The 20,244-nt window shown below is 60.9% G+C and carries 26 protein-coding genes; 10 read left to right on the top strand and 16 right to left on the bottom strand.

What is annotated here, in order from left to right; all coding sequences use genetic code 11:
• Positions 1 to 8: 8 nt before the first annotated feature.
• The 3 genes from SIC14_RS08075 to folK form a co-directional block, all read right to left on the bottom strand.
• Positions 9 to 2,144: a RelA/SpoT family protein gene (locus SIC14_RS08075; RefSeq protein ID WP_412565310.1), complete on the bottom strand. Its 2,136-nt coding sequence runs from the start codon at positions 2,142 to 2,144 to the stop codon at positions 9 to 11.
• A 32-nt stretch (positions 2,145 to 2,176) separates the two neighbouring features.
• Positions 2,177 to 2,533, bottom strand: coding sequence for a DNA-directed RNA polymerase subunit omega (rpoZ, locus tag SIC14_RS08070; protein WP_058245209.1), 357 nt, complete (start codon positions 2,531 to 2,533; stop codon positions 2,177 to 2,179).
• Positions 2,534 to 2,606: 73 nt separating this feature from the next.
• Positions 2,607 to 3,170, bottom strand: a complete 564-nt coding sequence (folK, locus tag SIC14_RS08065) for a 2-amino-4-hydroxy-6-hydroxymethyldihydropteridine diphosphokinase (protein ID WP_412565309.1) — start codon at positions 3,168 to 3,170, stop codon at positions 2,607 to 2,609.
• A 144-nt stretch (positions 3,171 to 3,314) separates the two neighbouring features.
• Here folK and SIC14_RS08060 point away from each other — a divergent pair, with 144 nt between their 5' ends.
• Positions 3,315 to 3,884 carry an NYN domain-containing protein gene (locus SIC14_RS08060; protein WP_412565308.1) on the top strand — a complete coding sequence of 190 codons (570 nt, stop codon included), beginning with the start codon at positions 3,315 to 3,317 and terminating at the stop codon, positions 3,882 to 3,884.
• A gap of 74 nt (positions 3,885 to 3,958) precedes the next feature.
• On the opposite strand, the gene SIC14_RS08055 is transcribed toward SIC14_RS08060, so the two are convergent.
• Complete coding sequence (locus SIC14_RS08055; protein WP_412565307.1) at positions 3,959 to 4,429, bottom strand: c-type cytochrome; 471 nt, start codon at positions 4,427 to 4,429, stop codon at positions 3,959 to 3,961.
• A gap of 131 nt (positions 4,430 to 4,560) precedes the next feature.
• Between SIC14_RS08055 and ispH the strand changes: the two genes are divergently transcribed.
• Genes ispH through SIC14_RS08030 form a run of 5 tightly spaced genes read left to right on the top strand, consistent with a single transcriptional unit; the run spans position 4,561 to position 7,869 of the window.
• The gene (ispH, locus tag SIC14_RS08050; protein ID WP_412565306.1) at positions 4,561 to 5,511 is read left to right on the top strand and encodes a 4-hydroxy-3-methylbut-2-enyl diphosphate reductase; all 951 of its coding nucleotides are present in this window, start codon (positions 4,561 to 4,563) and stop codon (positions 5,509 to 5,511) included.
• 51 nt (positions 5,512 to 5,562) lie between these two features.
• Positions 5,563 to 6,177, top strand: coding sequence for a LysE family translocator (locus SIC14_RS08045; protein ID WP_412565305.1), 615 nt, complete (start codon positions 5,563 to 5,565; stop codon positions 6,175 to 6,177).
• Positions 6,174 to 6,773, top strand: a complete 600-nt coding sequence (locus tag SIC14_RS08040) for a class I SAM-dependent methyltransferase (protein ID WP_412565304.1) — start codon at positions 6,174 to 6,176, stop codon at positions 6,771 to 6,773. The genes SIC14_RS08045 and SIC14_RS08040 overlap by 4 nt, the downstream gene beginning before the upstream one ends.
• Positions 6,766 to 7,218: a ribonuclease HI gene (rnhA, locus tag SIC14_RS08035; protein WP_412565303.1), complete on the top strand. Its 453-nt coding sequence runs from the start codon at positions 6,766 to 6,768 to the stop codon at positions 7,216 to 7,218. Before SIC14_RS08040 ends, rnhA begins: the two co-directional genes overlap by 8 nt.
• Positions 7,219 to 7,245: 27 nt before the next feature.
• Positions 7,246 to 7,869 carry a trimeric intracellular cation channel family protein gene (locus tag SIC14_RS08030; protein WP_412565842.1) on the top strand — a complete coding sequence of 208 codons (624 nt, stop codon included), beginning with the start codon at positions 7,246 to 7,248 and terminating at the stop codon, positions 7,867 to 7,869.
• 6 nt (positions 7,870 to 7,875) lie between these two features.
• On the opposite strand, the gene SIC14_RS08025 is transcribed toward SIC14_RS08030, so the two are convergent.
• From SIC14_RS08025 to def (SIC14_RS08000), 6 genes are read right to left on the bottom strand one after another with little or no spacing between them, the layout of a single operon-like run.
• Positions 7,876 to 8,109, bottom strand: coding sequence for a GlsB/YeaQ/YmgE family stress response membrane protein (locus SIC14_RS08025; protein ID WP_412565302.1), 234 nt, complete (start codon positions 8,107 to 8,109; stop codon positions 7,876 to 7,878).
• Positions 8,110 to 8,152: 43 nt separating this feature from the next.
• Complete coding sequence (locus SIC14_RS08020; RefSeq protein WP_412565301.1) at positions 8,153 to 8,389, bottom strand: hypothetical protein; 237 nt, start codon at positions 8,387 to 8,389, stop codon at positions 8,153 to 8,155.
• A gap of 14 nt (positions 8,390 to 8,403) precedes the next feature.
• Positions 8,404 to 9,309, bottom strand: a complete 906-nt coding sequence (fmt, locus tag SIC14_RS08015) for a methionyl-tRNA formyltransferase (RefSeq protein ID WP_412565300.1) — start codon at positions 9,307 to 9,309, stop codon at positions 8,404 to 8,406.
• A 24-nt stretch (positions 9,310 to 9,333) separates the two neighbouring features.
• Positions 9,334 to 9,831 (bottom strand): peptide deformylase, encoded by a 498-nt coding sequence (gene def, locus SIC14_RS08010; RefSeq protein WP_412565299.1) that lies wholly within the window; start codon positions 9,829 to 9,831, stop codon positions 9,334 to 9,336.
• Positions 9,828 to 10,328, bottom strand: coding sequence for a peptide deformylase (gene def, locus SIC14_RS08005; RefSeq protein WP_412565298.1), 501 nt, complete (start codon positions 10,326 to 10,328; stop codon positions 9,828 to 9,830). Before def (SIC14_RS08005) ends, def (SIC14_RS08010) begins: the two co-directional genes overlap by 4 nt.
• Positions 10,329 to 10,331: 3 nt before the next feature.
• Positions 10,332 to 10,847 carry a peptide deformylase gene (gene def / locus SIC14_RS08000; protein ID WP_412565297.1) on the bottom strand — a complete coding sequence of 172 codons (516 nt, stop codon included), beginning with the start codon at positions 10,845 to 10,847 and terminating at the stop codon, positions 10,332 to 10,334.
• Between the two features lie 270 nt (positions 10,848 to 11,117).
• On the opposite strand from def (SIC14_RS08000), the gene SIC14_RS07995 reads away from it, so the two are divergent.
• The 4 genes from SIC14_RS07995 (at position 11,118) to SIC14_RS07980 (ending at position 14,055) form a co-directional block, all read left to right on the top strand.
• Positions 11,118 to 12,287 (top strand): MalY/PatB family protein, encoded by a 1,170-nt coding sequence (locus SIC14_RS07995; RefSeq protein ID WP_412565296.1) that lies wholly within the window; start codon positions 11,118 to 11,120, stop codon positions 12,285 to 12,287.
• 78 nt (positions 12,288 to 12,365) lie between these two features.
• Positions 12,366 to 12,875 (top strand): glutathione S-transferase family protein, encoded by a 510-nt coding sequence (locus SIC14_RS07990; protein WP_412565295.1) that lies wholly within the window; start codon positions 12,366 to 12,368, stop codon positions 12,873 to 12,875.
• A gap of 188 nt (positions 12,876 to 13,063) precedes the next feature.
• A complete protein-coding gene (locus SIC14_RS07985; protein WP_412565294.1) occupies positions 13,064 to 13,672 on the top strand; it encodes a carboxymuconolactone decarboxylase family protein in 609 nt (202 codons plus the stop codon).
• A 65-nt stretch (positions 13,673 to 13,737) separates the two neighbouring features.
• The gene (locus tag SIC14_RS07980; RefSeq protein ID WP_412565293.1) at positions 13,738 to 14,055 is read left to right on the top strand and encodes a hypothetical protein; all 318 of its coding nucleotides are present in this window, start codon (positions 13,738 to 13,740) and stop codon (positions 14,053 to 14,055) included.
• A 440-nt stretch (positions 14,056 to 14,495) separates the two neighbouring features.
• Here SIC14_RS07980 and SIC14_RS07975 read toward each other — a convergent pair whose 3' ends face one another.
• The 6 genes from SIC14_RS07975 to SIC14_RS07950 form a co-directional block, all read right to left on the bottom strand.
• On the bottom strand, positions 14,496 to 14,849 hold the full coding sequence (locus tag SIC14_RS07975) for a hypothetical protein (protein ID WP_412565292.1): 354 nt from the start codon (positions 14,847 to 14,849) through the stop codon (positions 14,496 to 14,498).
• A 67-nt stretch (positions 14,850 to 14,916) separates the two neighbouring features.
• The gene (gene cobM / locus SIC14_RS07970) at positions 14,917 to 15,708 is read right to left on the bottom strand and encodes a precorrin-4 C(11)-methyltransferase (RefSeq protein WP_412565291.1); all 792 of its coding nucleotides are present in this window, start codon (positions 15,706 to 15,708) and stop codon (positions 14,917 to 14,919) included.
• A 34-nt stretch (positions 15,709 to 15,742) separates the two neighbouring features.
• On the bottom strand, positions 15,743 to 17,602 hold the full coding sequence (cobJ, locus tag SIC14_RS07965) for a precorrin-3B C(17)-methyltransferase (protein ID WP_412565290.1): 1,860 nt from the start codon (positions 17,600 to 17,602) through the stop codon (positions 15,743 to 15,745).
• Positions 17,593 to 18,294, bottom strand: a complete 702-nt coding sequence (gene cobI / locus SIC14_RS07960; RefSeq protein ID WP_412565289.1) for a precorrin-2 C(20)-methyltransferase — start codon at positions 18,292 to 18,294, stop codon at positions 17,593 to 17,595. Before cobI ends, cobJ begins: the two co-directional genes overlap by 10 nt.
• The gene (gene cbiE, locus SIC14_RS07955) at positions 18,291 to 19,493 is read right to left on the bottom strand and encodes a precorrin-6y C5,15-methyltransferase (decarboxylating) subunit CbiE (protein ID WP_412565288.1); all 1,203 of its coding nucleotides are present in this window, start codon (positions 19,491 to 19,493) and stop codon (positions 18,291 to 18,293) included. The genes cobI and cbiE overlap by 4 nt, the downstream gene beginning before the upstream one ends.
• A gap of 54 nt (positions 19,494 to 19,547) precedes the next feature.
• Positions 19,548 to 20,198 carry a precorrin-8X methylmutase gene (locus SIC14_RS07950; RefSeq protein ID WP_412565287.1) on the bottom strand — a complete coding sequence of 217 codons (651 nt, stop codon included), beginning with the start codon at positions 20,196 to 20,198 and terminating at the stop codon, positions 19,548 to 19,550.
• Positions 20,199 to 20,244 lie beyond the last annotated feature (46 nt).

Below are 20,244 nucleotides of genomic sequence, written 5' to 3'. Positions count from 1 at the left end.
ACGCCCTCCTATTCGGCCGAATTGAAACTCGCGCGGGCCGGGTCGCGATACCGTTGAACTGCCGCCACATCACTTTCGGCTTCGACTGCTGTCATGACAGTGTGCAGATGCAGGGCATCTCGAAGCTCCACATCCATCAACAGACGAAAGAAATCGGGTTTGCGATCGACGAATTCAAGGTCCGAGATATTCGCCTTACATTCCCCGATCAATGTGCAAATTCGTCCCAGCACACCCGCGTCGTTGCCGATGGTCAGCTCCAGCGTGGCGTGGTGGATCGCCGGGTGTTTGCCGGCATGCCAATGCAGGTCCAGCCAGCGGTTCATCTGGTCCTCATAGGACTGCAGCGCCTCGCAGTCGATGGCGTGCACCATCACACCCTTACCGCGGCTGCTGATCCCGACAATCCGTTCCCCCGGCAGCGGCTGGCAACATTTGGCGATGTTAAAGCTCTGATCCGGCGACAGCCCCACAACGGCGCGGCGCGCTTCGATATTGTCGGCTTCGGTATCGGCCAGTTCGGGGTAGACCGCGTGCAACACATCTGCGGCGGTGATCTCGGCACTGCCAAGACGGGCCAACAGCGTGTCCACATCCTCGATCCGCAGATGACGGGCAGCGGTTTCCAGCACCTTATCAGTGGCCTTCTTGTCCACGTGCTCAAAGGCCGAGCGCGCCAGTTCGCGGCCCAGTTTGACAAACCGCTCCTTGTCCACTTCCCGCAGCGCGCGGCGGATGGCGGAACGGGCCTTACCAGTGATCGCAATGTCCAGCCAGGTCGCCTGCGGGGTCTGGCCTTCGGCGGTGATGACACTGATCGACTGGCCGTTTTTCACCCGCGTCCAAAGCGGCACCCGCATCCCGTCAATCTTGGCTCCAACACAGGCGTTGCCGATTCGAGTGTGGATTGCGTAGGCGAAATCGATTGGCGTCGCGCCTTTGGGCAGTTTCACCACTTCGCCTTTCGGAGTGAAACAGAACACCTTGTCCGAATACATCTCCAGCTTTACCGCTTCGAGGAAAGCATCGTGATCTTCCTCGGCGTCGAACTGTTCGGTGAGGCTGGCCAACCATTTGGCCGGATCCACCGCAAAAGGGTTCATCGACCGCACACCGTCGCGGTAAGACCAATGCGCCGCCACACCGGTTTCGGCCACATCATGCATCTGGCGGGTGCGGATCTGCACCTCAACTCGTTTGCCATCACGGCCTGAAACCGTGGTGTGGATGGAACGATAACCGTTTGATTTCGGTTGACTAATATAGTCTTTAAAACGGCCCGGCACAGCCCGCCACCGCTGGTGAATCTCCCCCAGCGCGCGGTAACAGTCACCTTCATTGTCGGTGACAACACGGAATCCGTAGATATCAGACAAACGCGAAAACCCTACATCCTTCTCTGACATCTTACGCCAGATTGAGTAAGGTTTTTTAGCGCGGCCAAAAACCTGCGCCTCAATTCCCGCCGCTTCAAATTCGGCGCGCATGTCGCCGGTGATGCGGTGAATGACGTCGCCGGTTTCTTTCTGCAGCAATACAAAACGGCGCATGATCGAGGCCCGGGCATCCGGGTTCAGAACTTTGAAGGCCAGGTCTTCCAGCTCTTCACGCATCCACTGCATGCCCATCCGGCCTGCCAGCGGCGCAAAAATCTCCATCGTTTCGCGGGCTTTCTGCGACTGTTTGTCGGGCCGCATCGCCTTGATAGTGCGCATGTTGTGCAGCCGGTCTGCCAGCTTGACCAAAATAACCCGCAGGTCTTTCGACATGGCCATGAACAGTTTGCGGAAGTTTTCCGCCTGCTTTGTCTCAGAGGAAGACAGCTGCAGATTGGTCAGCTTGGTGACCCCATCCACCAGATCTGCCACCTCTTTGCCGAAACGCTCTTCAACTTCGGTGTAAGACGCCTTGGTGTCCTCAATCGTGTCATGCAGCAAGGCCGTGATGATCGAGGCATCGTCCAACCGTTGTTCGGTCAGAATGGCAGCAACAGCGATAGGGTGGGTAAAATAGGGCTCGCCAGAATGGCGGAACTGCCCGTCGTGCATGGCGAGGCCGAATTCATAGGCCTCGCGCAGCAATGTCTCATTGGTCTTGGGGTTATAGTTGCGAACCAGTGCGATCAGATCGTCAACCGCAATCATCGTCTTCGCGTCCCTATACCCTGAGCTGGGGCTTAGCCCTGGCCTTGTGCTTCCATCAGCTGGCGCAGCAGCATTTCTTCGGACATGTCGTCCTCCGCCGGCTTGTCAGCCTCACCACCGCCCATCAGCAGAGCCATCGAATCCTCTTCGGGTTCGTCAACTTCGATCTGGGTCTGGTTGTTTTCAATCAGACGCTCACGCAGCGAATCAGCCGATTGGGTTTCGTCCGCGATTTCACGCAGGGCAACAACAGGGTTCTTGTCGTTGTCGCGGTCCACGGTCAACGGCGAACCGGATGCAATTTCACGTGCGCGGTGCGACGCGAGCATCACCAGTTCGAACCGGTTCGGAACCTTGTCTACGCAATCTTCAACGGTAACGCGGGCCATAAAGACACTCCGATCATGGGATGGGCTAGAAAGGCAGTATTTAGGGCGGTTGCAGGTGGTTTACAAGCCGAAATCAGAGGCGCACTACTTCTGAGACAGCCTCTGGCGACAGTTCCTGAACCATTTGCCGCACGGTTTTGCCCAAAACCGGGTGTTCCCAGTCCGGGGCGACGTCTGCAAGCGGCACCAGAACGAATCCGCGGTCCTGCAAACGGGGGTGCGGAAGAATCAGTTCTTCAGGCGCGATTTGCTTCTGTTTCTCCAGTGGCAGGTCATACCAATGCCGCCAGGTTGTGACGTTAGGGAACAATCCCGCGCCAACCGCCAGCAGATCCAGGTCCAACGGACGCCCGGCCCAGCGGGATTTACGCTCACGCCCGAACATGGCCTCAACCCTGTGGAGAGTGGCCAGCACCTCTTCGGCAGGCATATTGGATACAATCTTCAATGCACCGTTCACGTAATCAGGCCCCGCCCCGGCAGGGAAACAGGGGGTCTGATACAGCGGGCTTACCACATCCGCAGGCAGCCCCGATTCGGCCAGTGCCGCAATCGCGCGCGGCATGATTTCGCGCGGGTCTTCACCCTCAAGTGGCAGATTGCCGCCAAAAGCGATGAGGATTTCCTTTTTATTCATGTTTTTTGACCTATCCTTATGAACCATGAGGGTGCCTTGCGCGCCCTAGCGCAACAATTTATTTTTGATCAAGAGTTGCGCGGCAAATTTTAAGCATCAATCACTCACGGACCGCTGCGCGCTGATAATCGGAAGGAAATTCAGATGTTCTACAAAGACGAACGGCTGGCGCTGTTCATCGATGGATCGAACTTGTACGCCGCTGCCAAAGCCTTGGGCTTTGACATTGATTACAAACTGCTGCGCCAGGAATTCATGCGTCGGGGCAAGCTGTTGCGGGCATTCTATTACACCGCTCTGCTGGAAAACGACGAATATTCGCCGATCCGCCCGCTGGTGGACTGGCTGCACTACAACGGCTTCACCATGGTGACCAAACCGGCCAAGGAATACACCGACAGCCAAGGCCGCCGGAAGGTGAAGGGCAACATGGACATCGAACTGACCGTCGATGCGATGGAACTGGCCCCGCGTGTGGATCACATCGTGCTGTTCTCCGGCGACGGCGATTTCCGCCCGCTGGTCGAAAGCCTGCAGCGTCAGGGCGTGCGTGTTTCGGTCGTCTCGACCATCCGCAGCCAGCCGCCGATGATTGCCGACGAACTGCGCCGCCAGGCCGATAACTTCATCGAGCTGGACGAGCTGAAAGAAGTGATCGGTCGCCCCCCGCGGGAAAACCCGACCGAACGGGATATGGCCTACCCCGCACCCTAAGCGGCGAATGCAACAGAACAATGAAACCGGGGCCGCCGCCCCGGTTTTTTTTACCGGTTTTACCTGGAAAAATCTCAGTTGCCCTGCCGCGCCTCTGACGCGGCCTTGGCCGCGGTGTTGCGCTCATTGTGCATCTCGACGATCTGGTCGGGCCAGGTGCTTTTGATAAAGGCCAGCACCTTCACGATTTCCTCATCACTCAGCACATCCTCATAGGCGCCCATCCGGCTTTGGTACCCGTTGCCAACCATCGCCTCGGTGCCGAATTTGGTGATCATGAACAGCTGCGCATCCGGGTGATGCCAGGTGTGCCCCGAGGGATCATGCGGCGGCGCCGGCAAATAGCCCTCCGCATCCCGTTCGCGCCAGTTCGGCTCGCCTTCCAGCTGCGCCCCGTGGCAGGCGGCACAGTTTTCCTCATAGATCACCTGCCCCTCGGCAATCACACCGGGGCTGGTGTAAGGCAGAAACCCCGCCTGCTCCGCCCCGGCCGGTGCCACGCTGGCCAGACCCAGCCCCAAGGCTATACCCATCGCTCGCTTCATCATGTCTTCTCCGTTTTTGGCAGGTCTTCTTTTTGGCAGCTCTTCGCGCCTTCCCGCGCTGGAAGGTCAAGAGCCCTCTTTACCAATGCCCCCGCGCGCCTTACCTCTGCTGCAAGCGACGGAGACGAGCCATGACCAAACCGCCCCTATCCCTATACCTCGCAGCGCCCCGCGGCTTTTGCGCGGGTGTGGATCGCGCCATCAAAATTGTCGAAATGGCGATCCAGAAATGGGGGGCACCGGTCTATGTCCGTCACGAAATTGTGCACAATAAGTTTGTGGTCGACAGCCTGAAAGCCCAAGGTGCTGTCTTTGTCGAAGAGCTGAGCGATTGCCCCGATGACCGGCCGGTGATCTTCTCCGCCCATGGCGTGCCGAAATCAGTCCCCGCCGCCGCGCAGGCCCGTGAAATGGTCTTTGTCGATGCCACCTGCCCACTGGTGTCCAAAGTGCATATCGAGGCCGAGCGGCATTCCGAAAACGGGCTGCAGATCGTCATGATTGGCCACGCTGGCCACCCCGAAACGGTCGGCACGATGGGCCAGCTGCCCGAAGGTGAAGTGCTGTTGGTGGAAACGGTCGAAGACGTGGCCACGGTCGAGGTGCGCGATCCGGCACAGCTGGCTTTTGTCACCCAGACCACCCTGTCGGTGGATGACACCAAAGACATCGTGGCCGCGCTTGAGGCCCGCTTCCCCGCGATCCAGGGACCGCATAAGGAAGACATTTGCTACGCCACCACCAACCGGCAGGAATCGGTGAAAGCCATTTCCGCCAAGATCGATGCGCTGCTGGTGGTCGGAGCGCCAAACTCCTCAAACTCTCGCCGTTTGGTTGAGGTAGGTGCGCGCAACGGCTGCGCCTACGCACAGCTGGTACAGCGCGCCGACGATATTGATTGGCGCGCTATCGAAGGGATCAAGGCCATCGGCATCACCGCCGGGGCCTCCGCCCCCGAAGTGCTGGTCAATGAGGTGATCGATGCGGTCAAAGCCCGCTATGATGTCACGGTGGCCGAGGTGGAAACCGCCAAGGAAAACGTTGAATTCAAAGTGCCTAGGATCCTGCGCCAACCGGCCTGATTCTAGAGCAAGCTCAATCGGGCAATTTATGCCCACATCAGGAGACCCTAAATGATTTCTCTACAGTTTCTTGTCACTGCCTTTGTTGTTGTCATCGCCCCCGGAACCGGCGTGATCTACACGCTTGCACTTGGTCTGGGTCAGGGCCGCCGCGCCGCGCTGATCGCGGCCTTTGGCTGCACTCTGGGGATCGTGCCACATCTGGCCGCCGCCATTCTGGGGCTGGCGGCAGTGCTGCACACCTCTGCACTGCTGTTCCAGATCGTGAAATTCGCCGGCGTCGCCTATCTGCTGTGGCTGGCCTATCAGGCCGTCAAATCGGACGGTGCCCTGTCCGTCAGCGGTGAAGCCCGCGCCCAACCCGCCTGGACCATCGCGCGCCGTGGGGCGCTGATCAACATCCTGAACCCGAAGCTGTCGATCTTCTTTCTGGCGCTGCTGCCGCCCTTCCTGTCCGGCAATGCCGCCACTGCAAGTGTTGAGATGGCCACCCTTGGCGGCGTCTTCATGGCGATGACCTTTGCGGTCTTTGTGATCTACGGCGTGTTTGCCGCCGCCGCGCGCGACGTCCTGTTGGGCTCCGAACGGGTGATGAAATGGCTGAACCGCAGCTTTGCCGGCATCTTCGCCCTGCTGGCTGGTCGTCTGGCACTGGAAAAAGCATGAGCGATACCGAAACCCTGAAGGTCTACGCCGAAGCGGCGGGGCGTTATGCCGCTGGGTTTGCCCGCACCAAGGACACCGACCAAGAGGCTGACTACAGCGCGTTCAAAGCGCTACTCCCGGACGGTGGTCGGGTGTTGGATCTGGGTTGCGGTCCCGGCCACTGGACCGCCCGCCTGCGCGGAGATGGGTTTCTCGCCGATGGCATGGATGCCTCTCCCGAAATGGCTGCCTATGCCCAATCGACCTATGGCATCGACGTGCAGGTCTCGGATTTTCACGAGCTAAGCGCCATGGCGGGATACGATGGGATTTGGGCCAATTTCAGCCTGTTGCATGCCCCCAAAATAGAGATGCCGGACCACCTGGAACATGTGCGTCAGGCCCTCAATCCCAAGGGGGCACTGTCCCTCGGTATGAAACTGGGCGTTGGTGAATCCCGCGACTCGCTTAACCGGTTCTACGCCTATTACAGCGAGGACGAGTTGCTAGCCCTTGTGGAAGCAGCCGGCTTCCGCGTGGTCAAAACCCGGCGCGGCAACGGCGAAGGACTTGCTGGTCAAGATGAAACCTTCGTTGTAGTCACGGCACATGCCTGATCTTTATGCTTATACCGACGGAGCCTGCTCCGGTAATCCCGGCCCCGGCGGCTGGGGCGTCCTTTTGCGTGCGATGGAGGGCGACAAAGTCCTGAAAGAGCGCGAATTGAAAGGCGGCGAACCTGCCACCACCAACAACCAGATGGAGCTGATGGCCGCCATTTCGGCGCTGGAGGCACTGGAGCGTCCCTCGACCCTGACCGTGGTGACCGACAGCGCCTACGTGAAAAACGGCGTCACCGGCTGGATCTTCGGCTGGAAGCGCAACGGCTGGAAAACCTCCAGCAAGAAGCCGGTCAAAAACGTCGACCTCTGGCAACGTCTGGACGCTGCGCAGGAACGGCACAATGTGACCTGGGAATGGGTCAAAGGCCACGCCGGTCACCCCGAAAACGAACGTGCAGATGAACTGGCCCGTGCGGGCATGGCGCCGTTCAAGGACTAAGTGCAAGGGAGCCCGATGCTTGATCCGTTGAGCCTGCAGATCTTCCTCGACAGCGCCTCGGTTCTGGTTTTTGCCCTAACCGGCGCGTTGGCGGCCTCACGGGCGCAGCTGGATCTGGTTGGGTTTCTCTTCATCGCCGCCCTGACCGCGCTTGGCGGTGGCACCCTGCGGGATGTGCTGCTGGACCGGAACCCGGTGTTCTGGATGGGCCAGCCGGGATTTCTGGGCGTGGCCGTGGCGGCGGCCACCGTGGTGTTCTTCACCGCCCACCTGTTCGAAAGCCGCTACCGGGCGCTCTTGTGGCTCGACAGTCTGGCGCTGGCCGTGGCCGTGCCTGCGGGCGCAGCGGTGGCGCTGGACCTCGGGGCGCATTGGTCCGTGGTGATTGTGATGGGCACAGCCACCGGCACGTTTGGCGGCTTGATGCGGGATGTGGTCTGCAACGAGGTGCCACTGGTTTTGAAACAGGGTGAGCTTTACGTGACCTGCGCCGCCGCGGGCGCTTGTGCCGTGGCTCTTGCAGCGCCGCTGGGGATCAGTGGCGGCTGGGGCTTGCTAATCGGTGGCGGGGTCACATGGGGGCTCAGGGCGGGCTCGATGCATTTTGGCTGGCAACTGCCGGTCTACAAAAGCCGCCCGCCACGGCAGTGAACCGCCTCAGCCTTTGAAACGCTGATAGAACCAGATCAACAGCATCGCGCCAAGAATGGCGCCGACCAGCCCCGCGCCGATACCCGTGATCACCAAGAGAAACCGCAGGATCAGCCCGCCGATCAGCGCGCCTGCAATGCCAATGCCGATGGTGGCCACAAGGCTGGCGTCTTGTTTCATCAGGCGGGTTGCAATGAAGCCCGCAGCGGCCCCAACGATGATCAGAAACAAAATTGGCATGGTTTTCTCCGGTCAAAACGGGCTTGAGCCCCGGTAAATTTCCTTAACGGCGCCAGCGGGTCGGCACCACGATCAAAGCCCCGACCGAGGCAATAATCGCGTCCACACCGGGTGGGCCAAAGCTGAGACCAAACATGATCCGGACAAAGTAGAACAGGAAGGCCCCGCCAACGCAAATGATGATCGAGGGCAGGATCCCGTTATGGGTGAACCCCGTCTTCTCCACCAGATAGCCGACAATCCCCGCGATCACGACGGTGCCAATCAAGGTCGGGAACATGGGCGGGCCTCCGGTTACAGTTGGGTGCCCTTGGGCAGCGGCAGGCCACGCAGGAACACTTCGGCATCCTGCGCCGCTTTGCCTGCACGTTGCAAGCGCAACAGTTGCACGGCACCACTGCCACAGGCGATGGTCAGCTGGTCGTCCAGCACCTCACCGGGTGTCCCTTCACCAGACACCAGACGCGAGGCCAGCAGCTTGATCCGCTGCCCGTCATATTCCACAAACGCACCGGGGAAGGGCGACAGGCCCCGGATCTTGCGGTCCACCTCTTCGGCAGGGGCGGACCAGTCAATGGCAGCCTCGGCCTTGTCGATCTTGCTGGCGTAGGTCACCCCTTCTTCGGGCTGCACCTCTGGCACCAGTGTCGGCAGTTTTGCCAAAGCTTCAACAATCAGCGCAGCGCCCATATCGGACAGGCGGTCATGCAGCTGGGCAGTGGTTTCCTCGGCCGCGATAGCAGTCGATTGGCGCAGCAGCACTGGCCCAGTGTCCAGCCCCGCCTCCATCTGCATGATGCAGATGCCGGTTTCCGCATCACCAGACATGATCGCACGGTGGATAGGCGCCGCCCCGCGCCAGCGCGGCAACAGCGAGGCGTGGATGTTCAAACAGCCCTGAGCCGGCGCGTCCAGAATAGCCTGCGGCAGGATCAGCCCATAGGCCACCACCACGGCAACATCCGCTTTCAGCGCTGCAAAGTCTGCCTGTTCCTCCGCCCCTTTCAGCGACACCGGATGGCGCACCTCCAGCCCCAGTTCGGCGGCGCGGGCATGGACCGGCGTCGGGCGTTCCTTTTTGCCACGGCCCGCCTGACGGGGCGGCTGGCAGTAAACGGCGGCAATGTCGTGACCGGCGTCCACCAAAGCATCCAGAACCGGCACCGAAAACTCCGGCGTGCCCATGAAAACTACCCGCATCCTCGCGCTCCTTACCCCTGAACCTTACCCACGTGCCTTGCGGGATTTCTTGATCAACATGTCCCGCTTCATCTTGCTCAGATGGTCAAAGTACATCTTGCCATTGATATGATCGATCTGGTGCTGCACCGAAGTGGACCAGAGCCCAACAAAGTCCTTTTCCACCGTCGCGCCATGTTCATCCATGTAACGCACCGTCACCGCACGCGGGCGCGAGATTTTGGCCGAAACCCCCACCAGATTGGGGCTGGCCTCATCATGCTCACGCGGCTGGACCGAGGCATGCAGGATCTCTGGGTTGGCCATGCGGATCGCCTGATTGCCCTCCTCCGTGGCATCCACAACGATCAGACGCAGCATCTCGCCAATCTGATTGGCGCCCATACCGACACCGGGCATCGCATACATGGTGTCGATCAGATCGTCCCAGACCTGCCGCACGTGATCGGTGATTTCGGTCACCGGTTCCGCCGCCGTGCGCAGGCGTTTGTCGGGCCAAGGGATACAAGTGCGGACAGTCATTGCTGCGCCTCCAGATAGGCGGCCTCATACCGCCGGCGTTCATCTTCTGGCAGGTGGTCAAAAATCACCTTGCCGTTCAAGTGGTCCAGCTCATGCTGGGCGCATTTGGCCTCAAACCCCGTCATGCGGCGTTCCTGCTGCAATCCGTCCATATCCCGCCAACGCATCGTCACCTCAGCGGGGCGTGTCACCTCCAGCGGTGTATCAGGGATCGACAGGCAGCCCTCTTCGCCGCCAACATGCACCTCGGACACTGCTACAATCTCGGGGTTGATCAGCACCTGCGGGGCGCGAAGCCCCTCTTTCCAGGTAATATCCATCACAAAGATCCGTTGCATGACGCCGATCTGCGGCCCGGCCAAGCCACGGCCATTGGCATCATACATGGTGTCCAGCATATCCGCCGCCAGCGCCGTCAGGTCCACCCCAGCCTCAACCGGTGCACAGACCTGCGTCAGACGCGGGTCCGGCCACAGGAGAACCTGCCGCACCGCCATCGGTCAGGCGCGCGCCCGTTCGCGCTTCAGCTTCTGCATTTTGCGGGTGATCATCTGGCGTTTCAGTGGCTTCAGATAATCAATGAACAGCTTGCCGTTCAGATGGTCGATTTCGTGCTGCACACAGGTGGCCCAGAGATCGGCAAAGGTTTCCTGCTGTTCCTTGCCGTCCACATCCATCCAGCGCACGGTCACCTCGGCGGGCCGCACGACCTCGGCGTATTGATCGGGGATCGACAGGCAACCCTCTTCGTAGCTCGAAGTCTCTTCCGAGGACTCGACAATCTCGGGGTTGAACATCACCAGCGCACGGTTGTCTTCGTCCTGCGCGGTGCAGTCCAGCGTGATCACCCGCTGCAGGATGCCGATCTGCGGCGCTGCCAGCCCAATGCCCGGCGCGTCATACATGGTTTCCAGCATGTCATCCGCCAATGCGCGTAGCGCATCACTCATGTCCGCAACAGGATCACAGAGCTTTTTCAGGCGGGGGTCGGGATGGATCAGGATGTTTCTTTTCATAAGGGGGATTTAGGCGATGGTGGGCGTTGGCGCAATGGTGCAATCCCCGCGCCAAGCCCTGTTTTACCGCAAAAATACGGTCGTAGCCTCCCTCCAACCGCCCCGACCTGCGCCCCTGCGCGACCGCACTGCCCGCTTGTGCATCTTTGCGCAGAGAAACCCCGCCTCAGATCTTGTGACTGCCCCCTCACTGCCCCTAGGCTCTGGCACAATCCGGCGGCGCAAATGACCGCCCTGACACAGCCAAGTAAACACCTCTGGGAGAGCCGCATGAATTTCGATGAGATCCACAACCGCGTTGGCAGCCACTCGGTCAAATGGGACATGATGGAGACCCTCTATGGCGTCTCCCCCGAAGACGGGTTGTCGATGTGGGTCGCCGATATGGATTTCAAAGCGGCAGACGTGATTCAGGACGCGGTCAAGGCAATGGCTGATCACGGCATCTACGGCTACTACGGCGATGACGCCAGCTATCGCAACGCAATTTGCTGGTGGATGGAAAACCGTCACGGCTGGACCGTCGATCCGTCGTGGATTTTCACCACACACGGTCTGGTCAACGGCACTGCGATCTGTGTCGACGCCTTCACCCAGCCGGGCGATGGTGTGGTGCTGATGACGCCTGTCTATCACGCCTTCTCCAAGGTGATCCGCGCCAACAACCGCCGTGTTGTGGAATGTGACCTGCGCAACATCGATGGTCGCTACGAGATGGATTTTGACGCCTGGGACAAACAGCTGGACGGCTCTGAGAAGATGGTCATCCTCTGCTCGCCCCATAACCCCGGCGGCCGGGTCTGGACCCGTGAAGAATTGGAAGGTGTATTGGCCTTTGCCAAACGCCACGACCTGATCCTGGTCTCGGATGAGATCCACCATGATCTGGTCTTCCCCGGCTATACCCATACCCCAATGGCCAATATCGACGGCGCGGCAGAACGGCTGATCATGATGACCGCCACCTCCAAAACCTTCAACATCGCTGGCACCCATTGCGGCAATGTCATCATCCCCGATGCCACCCTGCGCGCTCAGTTCGCCGCGCGCATGGCCGGTCTTGGCCTGTCGCCGAACTCGTTTGGCCTGCACATGACCGAAGCCGCCTATTCGCCGGAAGGCGCCAAATGGGCCGATGCGGTGCTGGAATACATCGACGGCAACCGGCAATTCTTTGATGCCGGGATCAATGCCATCCCCGGCCTCGCCTCAATGGAAATGGAATCCACCTATCTGGCCTGGGTCGATTTCTCTGGCACCGGCATGACACGGGAAGAGTTCACAGATCGCGTGTCCAAAGAGGCAAAGATTGCCGTGAACCAAGGCCCGACCTTCGGTTCCGGCGGTGACAACTTCCTGCGCTTCAACCTCGCCACCCCGCGCGCCCATGTGGCAGAAGCGGTCAAGCGGATGCAGGCCGCCTTTGGCGATCTGCAATAACGACCTTCTCGGAAGCAGGTGCCAAGGCGCAACATCCCGCGCCTTGGCACCATGCAGCATACAATCAGGGCCACCACCATGCTTGAAATCTGGGGGCGTAGAACCTCTTCCAATGTGCAGGCGCTGATGTGGTGTGTGGGCGAACTGGGCCTCGACTACACCCGCCACGAAATAGGCCATATCTACGGCGGCACGGACACCGATGAGTTCCACGCCTTGAACCCCAACCGCACCGTGCCCGTGCTGAAAGACGGTGACGGCCCGGCCCTTTGGGAGACCGGCGCCATGTTGCGCTATCTTGCCAGCCGCTACGCGCCCGAACCGTTCTGGCCCACTGACCCGATCCGCCGGGCCGAGGTCGATGTCTGGGCGGAATGGGCAAAGCTCAATGTCGCGGGTGGCTTCACCGGTCCCGTCTTCTGGCGTGTGGTCCGCACCCCAGAGGCACAACGCGATCCCACCACAATCACCACCGCGCTCACGGCCCTGAACGCCAGATTGCAGATCGCCGAAAATCGCCTGCAAGACCGTGAATGGCTTTGCGGGCCGGCGTTTTCACTGTCCGATATCCAGTTCGGCCAAATCTGACACGCTATTTCGACCAGCTGATGCAGCGCGACGCCTACCGCGAACATGTCGCCATTTCCTACGAAGAGCTGCGCGATTCCCCAGCCGGATAGCAGGATCAAACGCCCCCATAGACAACGCGCGCTGCGCTCCCCTACAGTCGCGCACAACCAGAGATCACACAGCGAGTTCACGGGAGGGAGCAGAGCATGGCTTGGATTGAAACTGTCGAATACGAAGATGCCACCGGCAAATTGAAACGGCTTTATGATCGGGTGAAAGGCCCTGACAACAACGTCGACAACATCATGATGATGCACAGCCTGCGGCCCCATTCGATGGAGGGGCATATGGCGATCTACAAATATGTGCTGCACCACTCGGGCAATACTTTACCAAAATGGTTCCTCGAAACGCTGGGGGTCTGGGTCAGCGCTCTGAACCGTTGCAACTACTGTGTGGAACATCATTTCAACGGCCTCAAACGCCTGCTGCAGGACGATGCCCGCGCCGATGCCATCCGCGCCGCGATTGAGGCCCGCGATCCTGCCGCCGCACCGTTGGACGCCGCGCAGCAAAAGGCAATGGACTACGCCCGCTTGCTGACCGAAGCCCCCTGGGATCTGACCGCGGCCCATGTCGCAGACCTGCGCGAAGCCGGCTTCACCGACGGGGAGATCCTCGAAATCAATCAGGTTTCGGCCTATTTCTCCTACGCCAACCGCACTGTTCTGGGCCTGGGCTGCTCAACCGAAGGCGACATCCTCGGCCTGTCGCCCAACAACTCGGACGATCCCGACGACTGGAACCACAGTTAACGCCCAATCAACAAGCCCGCTCTCCGGCACTCGCCGGAGTCTGCGCAACAATAGGAAGTTTCTCCGTGTCCGTTTTAAGACTCTGCGCGGTAGCCAGCCTGCTCGTGCTCGCTGCCTGCGAAATCCCAGCCGTCGACCCGACTTACATTAGTGAAGTACCCGCAGACACCCGTAGCTTTGCTCGTGCCCAGAAAGCCGTGCGGGCCTGTGTGATCGACAAAGACCGAGAGACCGTGCTGAAACGGTTCAGGCAGGCCGGTTTCGACGTATCTGAACGCCCGTTCAAACTGCGCACAGGGGCAACGATCAACCGTGCCTTTATTTCTGATCCTGACGATGAGGTGTTTGTTTTTTCACCCCAACCCGCTATTAGGTCGGTCTAAAAAACATGACACCGAGCCAATCCGCCAAGCTGGCGCAACGCTGGGTCCGTGCTCTTGACGCAAAATCAAATGCCGAAGTTGGCGATGGCCTCTCTGATCATGTTTCAGGGGCGTGGCGCCACTTTTTCACCGAACCCGCCCGTATTCCAGACAAGGCAGCTTACTCGCACCGTGTATACATCGCAGCCTATAAAACCTGGCCTCAAGGCCCCTATGATCCGCAACGCCAATTTGGCTATGACATTTATGGGCTGTTCCCAGAGGCACCAGGGGCGGCCATCGGGTTGAACCACGTTGTAACCTGCCAGCCCCACATAAAGACGGGCCCAAGGTCGGGCATTTTCCTACCCGGTTCAGGTCCCTCATTCCGCCCCCGCTGATCCCCAAAACAAAAGCGGCCCCTGAGGAGCCGCTTCCTATCCTAACAAAATACGGTCGCTTCAGCTCTGGTGGCCCAGCAGTGCAATAACCTCGTGCTCTTCCTTGACGAAGTCCGCTGGCTGTTTGCCGCGGATCGCGGTGAGGCGTTTGAACTCGTAACACATCTCGCCGCCCTCTTCTTCCGAGGCAAGGATCAGCCCCTGATAAAGGTGTTCCCCGCGGTCATAGAGGTCCACAAAACCGCGCAGATGCGGCGCGGCTTCTGCGTCCAGTGCAAAACCAGTTTCCCAGAACCGCAGCACCCGATAGGTCTGGCCATCGGCCTCCACCAACATACGGCTGTTGCGTTTCTGATCCTTCTTGCGGGCTGCATCCAGACCAGCTTGTACCTCTTTGGGCAGGAATGTCGTCATGTCACGTCTCCTCGTAGCCCCAAGATGGGCGATTCCAAGTTAAGGTCAAGTAAAGCCTTGATGAAATTTATTCATCGATCGGCTCTTCCAGGACCTTGCCCTCCACCGGACGCAGCACATGCGGCATCTTCGGATCATAGAGGGCTGAGTCTTTGAAATCACGAACCGTGCCAAGTGCCGGCCCCACCAGGATCAAAGCGGTGCGGGTGATCTTTTCCGCGCGTACTTTTTTGCGAATGTCGCTGAGGGTGCCTTTGATGAACAACTCATCCGGCCAGCCCACACGGTAGCCCACCACAACCGGGCACTCTTCGCCATAGTAAGGCACCAGTTGACGCTCGATCTCGCGCAGGTTCCGAACCCCCAGATGGATCGCCAGGGTTGCGCCAGTGCGGGCGAAGTTTTCCAACGTCTCCCCTTCCGGCATCGAAGTCGATTTCATCGACACCCGCGTCAAAACGATCGACTGCGCCACCTCAGGGATGGTCAGCTCCTGCCCAAGGGCTGCCGCCATCGCGGCATAGGCCGGCACCCCGGGGATCACCTCATAGGCAATGCCCTCCGCTTTCAAGCGGCGGATCTGCTCTGCAATTGCACCGTAAAGCGACGGATCGCCCGAATGCACCCGTGCAACATCCTGCCCCTTGGCATGGGCCGCCACGATCTCGGCATGGGTGTCATCCAGCGTCATCGGCGCCGTGTCCAAAACGCGCGCGCCTTCCGGGGCGCAGGCCACCACCTCCGGCGGCACCAGAGACCCCGCATAAAGGCACACAGGGCATTCACCAATCACCCGTTCAGCCTTTTTCGTCAGCAACTCTGGGTCACCCGGTCCCGCACCAATAAAGTAAACGGTCATGCGCCGCGCCCCTCTTTTATCTTGCCAAAAATACTCACTGCGCTGCCTTCTCGGCCAGATCGCCGTCAATTTTGCGCGCATAGCCCCGCGGCGTGAACATGCGGGGGCCTTCGCCCAGTTCCGCCAGTCGCGAATTGCTCGAACCAATCAGAACCACAGTCAGCATGTCGACCTCATCGACCTCCAGCTGGTCGAGACGGCGATAGCGCACATGTTCCTCAGGCCGCCCGAGCGACGAGGCCAGCATCACCGGCGTATCGGCCGGACGGTGCTGCAACAGGATCTCCCGCGCCTCAGCCAGCAGGGTCCGGCGGGTTTTCGAGACAGGGTTATAGAAGGCGATGACAAAATCGCCCTCCGCCGCCGCTTTCAACCGGCGCAGAATGTCATCGCGCGGGGTCAGCAGATCGGACAGCGAAATGGTGCAGAAGTCATGCCCCAATGGCGCCCCGGCCCGTGCTGCAGCCCCCTGCAATGCCGAAACACCCGGCGAACAGACAACCTCCACACGGTGCGCCGCATCAGAGACACCATGTTCCTCCGGTCCGCGATCTAGCAGTTCAAAGACCAGCGCGCCCATCGCATAGATGCCCGCATCGCCCGAGCAGACCAGCGCCACGTTCTTGCCCTTCGCCGCCTGTTCCAGCGCATAGCGACAGCGCGCCTCTTCGCCGCCCAGCGGGAAGTCCGACCGTTCCTTGCCTGCAGCCAAAGGCCCCAGCAGATCGATGTAGAGGCCATAGCCAACCAGCTCTTCCGCCTCCGCCACAAGACGCGACACCTCGGGCGTGCGCCAGCTGGCCTGACCCGGACCGATGCCCACAACCGACAGGCGGCCACGGGCGCGGCCCGCAACCTCTTTCACAGGGGCCTCGGCCATTGCCAGCGCCGTAGTTCCCATGGCGGTTTTGCGCTTCGGATGGGTCAGCGTCACCGCTGCGCCCCCCGCGGCCAAGGCCGCATTTTCGGCCACCCCGTGGGTGCCGATCTCGGCAAAAACCACCTCGGATGTGGTGGCGCAACGTGGGGTTTCCGCGTCCAGCTCCGCCGCCGTGAACAGCCGCAGCGGCACGTTGAACTTCGCCGCCAGTGCGTTCATCGCAGGCTCATCCGCCTTCAGATCCGCCGTGGCAACAGCCGCCAATGCACCGGGTGCAACACCCGCATCCGCCAGTAGCTCTGTAACCAGACCATCCAACTCTTCCGCAGGGCAGTTGCGCGAACAGCCAACACCCAGAATGGCGCGCTGCGGGTGGAAGACCAGCGTGGTCTCCTCAGTCGCCTCAACAGGCGCCACCGTACAGTGAATGGTCACGCCGTCGCCTTTCGGCAGATCCGCAAGCCAGCCAGCCGCATCAACCGCCTCGCCGACCAACGTAGCCCCAGCGCCCGACAGCAATGCCGCCATCGCCGCTTTGGCGTTTTCGGGATTGGCCAGAACCCAACCCTGTGGCGGTTCATCCAGCGCGACGCCCATGGCGACATCCCCAGCCGTGGTCACAGCCGCCGTCGCCTCTAGCGCCGCTGCAATTTCACCCGCCAGACGGTTGGCCCCGCGATGCCCGCCCAGAAGCGGCACCACAACGGAGCCGTCATCGGACACCGACACCACCGGCGGCTCCGCTCGTTTGTCACTCAGCAGTGGTGCAACCGCGCGGATCAGGATGCCGCTGGCGCAAACACCCACCACCGGCACACCGGCCGCAAACAGATCGCGCGCATGGTCCAGCGCATTGGGGAAAAAAGCATCCGCCTCTGCCACACGCCCCTCACGGCCATGCAGCTCAGCGCCCAAAACCGCCGCCACTTGACGCGCCACCGCCTCGCCGGAGGCGCTCAGCGCCAGAACAACCGGCTTCACATTTTCGCCAGAAAGCCCAGAGTTTACAGCCATGGGTCGCCCCCCTTCACCAGTAGAATCATTGAGAAATAGGGCGCCTTCTCTGGCGCCGCCTTCAGCGGGCAAACCACCTCTTCGGGCAGGCTGGCACGCTCGATATACATTGCCTTTTCGGTCAGGCCCAAGGCTTCGATCACGCTGCGGATCTTGGCCAGATGGCGGCCAACCTTCATGATTGCCACGCTTTCAGCCCCTTCGATCCGGCTGCGCAGCTCCGCCTCAGGCAAGGGACCGGGCAGCACCGTCAGCCGCTCGTTGCGCGCCGCCAAAGGCACACCGGCCCGCGCCGCGCAGGTGGTGATTGAGGTCACGCCGGGCACCACCTCAACATCAAACCATTCAGACAGTCGGGCAAAGAGATACATGAAGGAGCCATAGAAAAACGGATCCCCTTCACAGAGGCAGATCACATCCTCACCCGCCTCCAACGCCGCCGCGATTTCTGCCGCGCCCTTGTCATAGGCGGCCTGTGCGGGCGCACGGTCCACCGTCATCGGTACGTCCATCACAATTTCACGCGCGCCCGCAGGGATCACATCTGCCGCGATGGCGCGGGCAAAACTGTCCCCCCCCGCCAAAGCCGGATAGGCCACCACCGTGGCCCCCGCAATCAACCGATGGGCCCGCAGGGTCATCAGGTCCGGATCGCCCGGCCCCAGCCCCACGCCGTAAAGTTTTCCGGTCATCGTTTGATCAGACTCCACTGGGTCACGGTGCGCAGCGGTTTCCAACCGCTCAGGGGGCCAATCGCCTCCGCCCGCTCGACCGAGATCTTGACCAGCTCACCGCCATAGTCCTTCTGCAACGCAATCAGCGTGGCTTCGCTTTCGATGGTCACCGCATTGGCCACCATCCGGCCCAAGGGACGCAGGGCGCCCCAGGCAAACTCGAACGTCTCCCGGCTGAGGCCACCGCCAATGAACACCGCATCTGGCGCGGGCAAGTCCTGCAGGGCGGCGGGCACGGTGCCATCCACCAGCTGCAGCTTCGGCACCCCAAGCGCCAGCGCGTTCGCTGCCGCCATCGATCGGCGATCTGCGCGCGGTTCAATCCCGATGGCCTGCGCATAAGAGGCTGAGCGCATCCATTCCACCGCCACCGAGCCACAGCCGGTGCCAATGTCCCACAGCAACGCGCCGCGCATCGGCATCAATTTGGCCAATGTTGCCGCACGGACCTCTTGTTTGGTCATGGTGCCGTCGTTCTGGAACAGATCATCCGCTAGCCCCGGCACCCGTGGCAACAGCGCTGCGTCGGGGGCGGCAATGCAATCCACCGCTAGCGTGTTGAAGGGCGGCACCTCATGGTCCCAGCCCTCGGCCACACCGTCAAACCGCTGTTCCTCATCGCCCCCCATATTGGCCAGCACCGTCATTTTGGATTTGCCAAAGCCACGGGCGGTTAGGAAAGCAGCGATCTTGCCAGGGGTGTCCGATCCGGTGGTCAGGATGAGCAACCGCGCATCCGGCTGAATGAAGGCGATCATCTGCTCCACCGGACGGCCATGCACTGTCAGCGTCTCCAGATCCGCCATCGACCAACCCATCCGCGCCGCCGCCAGCTGGAAGGCCCCAACCTGCGGGTGATAGACCAACTCGCTTGGGTCAATCTCGCGCCCGATCCGCGCCCCGACCGAAAACCACAGGGGATCGCCGGTGGCCAGAACCACCACACGTTTGCCTTTATGCCCCTTCAACATGTCAATCAGCGCATCAAAGGGCGAGGGCCAGGCCAGACGCTCGGCCGTGACGGCCGCTGACAGCTCATGATGACGTTCACCGCCCACAATCACCTCTGCCGCTTCCACAACCGCGCGGGTGGCGGGCAGCAGCCCGTCCATACCGTCCTCACCAATGCCAACAATATGCAACCAAGGATCAGACATGGGCCGCCCCTTTCAATGTTCTGCAAATACTCTCGCCGAAGGCGTGCCGACCTCTCATCGGGATGCCTCCGCTTGTTCTTCAGGCAGCCCCGCTGCCAAAGCATTCACTGCGGCCGAGGCAATGGCTGAGCCGCCGCGACGGCCACGCAGGGCGACAAAGTCACAACCGCGCGGGTTGGCGGCCAGTTCGGCCTTGCTTTCTGCCGCGCCGACAAAGCCCACCGGGAAGCCCAGGATCACCGCCGGTTTTGGCGCGCCCTGGTCGATCAGCTCCAACAGGTGGAACAGCGCGGTGGGGGCGTTGCCCACCACCACAACAGCCCCTTCCAGATGATCGGCCCAAAGCTCTACCGCAGCGGCAGAGCGTGTATTGCCAATGCCTGCCGCAATGCCCGGCGTGCGGGCATCGTTCAGGGTGACGATCACCTCATTTTCGGCTGGCAGGTAGCGCCGGATGATGCCCGCGCCAACCATTTCGCAGTCACACAGGATCGGCCTGCCCGCCTGCAACGCCGCATGTCCTGCCTCATAGGCGTTTTCAGAAAACGCCAGGCGGTCCGCAACCTCGACCATGCCGCAGGCGTGGATCAGCCGGATCGCCATACGTTCCATGCCGGCATCAAACCGGTCCAGACGCGCCTCGCGCCGGACGGTGGCGAAGCTTTCGGCGTAGATCGCCGAGGGGTTCTTCTCATAGGGTCGCATCAGCCCCCCCTTTGCGCATGTGGCCGCCGAAGGATGCCTCCGGCGG

The sequence above is a fragment of the Thalassobius sp. MITS945101 genome, assembly GCF_047123305.1.
In the GTDB taxonomy this organism is placed as follows: domain Bacteria; phylum Pseudomonadota; class Alphaproteobacteria; order Rhodobacterales; family Rhodobacteraceae; genus Thalassobius.
The sequence above is the reverse complement of the archived record's forward strand: the minus strand, read 5'-3'. Positions and strand labels throughout refer to the sequence as shown.

Bases quoted from the DNA above. Each gene is read 5' to 3' on its own strand.
- SIC14_RS08075 (WP_412565310.1), bottom strand. From the start codon at position 2,144: ATGATTGCGGTTGACGATCTGATCGCACTGGTTCGCAACTATAACCCC.
- rpoZ (WP_058245209.1), bottom strand. From the start codon at position 2,533: ATGGCCCGCGTTACCGTTGAAGATTGCGTAGACAAGGTTCCGAACCGG.
- folK (WP_412565309.1), bottom strand. From the start codon at position 3,170: ATGAATAAAAAGGAAATCCTCATCGCTTTTGGCGGCAATCTGCCACTT.
- SIC14_RS08060 (WP_412565308.1), top strand. From the start codon at position 3,315: ATGTTCTACAAAGACGAACGGCTGGCGCTGTTCATCGATGGATCGAAC.
- SIC14_RS08055 (WP_412565307.1), bottom strand. From the start codon at position 4,429: ATGAAGCGAGCGATGGGTATAGCCTTGGGGCTGGGTCTGGCCAGCGTG.
- ispH (WP_412565306.1), top strand. From the start codon at position 4,561: ATGACCAAACCGCCCCTATCCCTATACCTCGCAGCGCCCCGCGGCTTT.
- SIC14_RS08045 (WP_412565305.1), top strand. From the start codon at position 5,563: ATGATTTCTCTACAGTTTCTTGTCACTGCCTTTGTTGTTGTCATCGCC.
- SIC14_RS08040 (WP_412565304.1), top strand. From the start codon at position 6,174: ATGAGCGATACCGAAACCCTGAAGGTCTACGCCGAAGCGGCGGGGCGT.
- rnhA (WP_412565303.1), top strand. From the start codon at position 6,766: ATGCCTGATCTTTATGCTTATACCGACGGAGCCTGCTCCGGTAATCCC.
- SIC14_RS08025 (WP_412565302.1), bottom strand. From the start codon at position 8,109: ATGCCAATTTTGTTTCTGATCATCGTTGGGGCCGCTGCGGGCTTCATT.
- SIC14_RS08020 (WP_412565301.1), bottom strand. From the start codon at position 8,389: ATGTTCCCGACCTTGATTGGCACCGTCGTGATCGCGGGGATTGTCGGC.
- fmt (WP_412565300.1), bottom strand. From the start codon at position 9,309: ATGCGGGTAGTTTTCATGGGCACGCCGGAGTTTTCGGTGCCGGTTCTG.
- def (WP_412565299.1), bottom strand. From the start codon at position 9,831: ATGACTGTCCGCACTTGTATCCCTTGGCCCGACAAACGCCTGCGCACG.
- def (WP_412565298.1), bottom strand. From the start codon at position 10,328: ATGGCGGTGCGGCAGGTTCTCCTGTGGCCGGACCCGCGTCTGACGCAG.
- def (WP_412565297.1), bottom strand. From the start codon at position 10,847: ATGAAAAGAAACATCCTGATCCATCCCGACCCCCGCCTGAAAAAGCTC.
- SIC14_RS07995 (WP_412565296.1), top strand. From the start codon at position 11,118: ATGAATTTCGATGAGATCCACAACCGCGTTGGCAGCCACTCGGTCAAA.
- SIC14_RS07990 (WP_412565295.1), top strand. From the start codon at position 12,366: ATGCTTGAAATCTGGGGGCGTAGAACCTCTTCCAATGTGCAGGCGCTG.
- SIC14_RS07985 (WP_412565294.1), top strand. From the start codon at position 13,064: ATGGCTTGGATTGAAACTGTCGAATACGAAGATGCCACCGGCAAATTG.
- SIC14_RS07975 (WP_412565292.1), bottom strand. From the start codon at position 14,849: ATGACGACATTCCTGCCCAAAGAGGTACAAGCTGGTCTGGATGCAGCC.
- cobM (WP_412565291.1), bottom strand. From the start codon at position 15,708: ATGACCGTTTACTTTATTGGTGCGGGACCGGGTGACCCAGAGTTGCTG.
- cobJ (WP_412565290.1), bottom strand. From the start codon at position 17,602: ATGGCTGTAAACTCTGGGCTTTCTGGCGAAAATGTGAAGCCGGTTGTT.
- cobI (WP_412565289.1), bottom strand. From the start codon at position 18,294: ATGACCGGAAAACTTTACGGCGTGGGGCTGGGGCCGGGCGATCCGGAC.
- cbiE (WP_412565288.1), bottom strand. From the start codon at position 19,493: ATGTCTGATCCTTGGTTGCATATTGTTGGCATTGGTGAGGACGGTATG.
- SIC14_RS07950 (WP_412565287.1), bottom strand. From the start codon at position 20,198: ATGCGACCCTATGAGAAGAACCCCTCGGCGATCTACGCCGAAAGCTTC.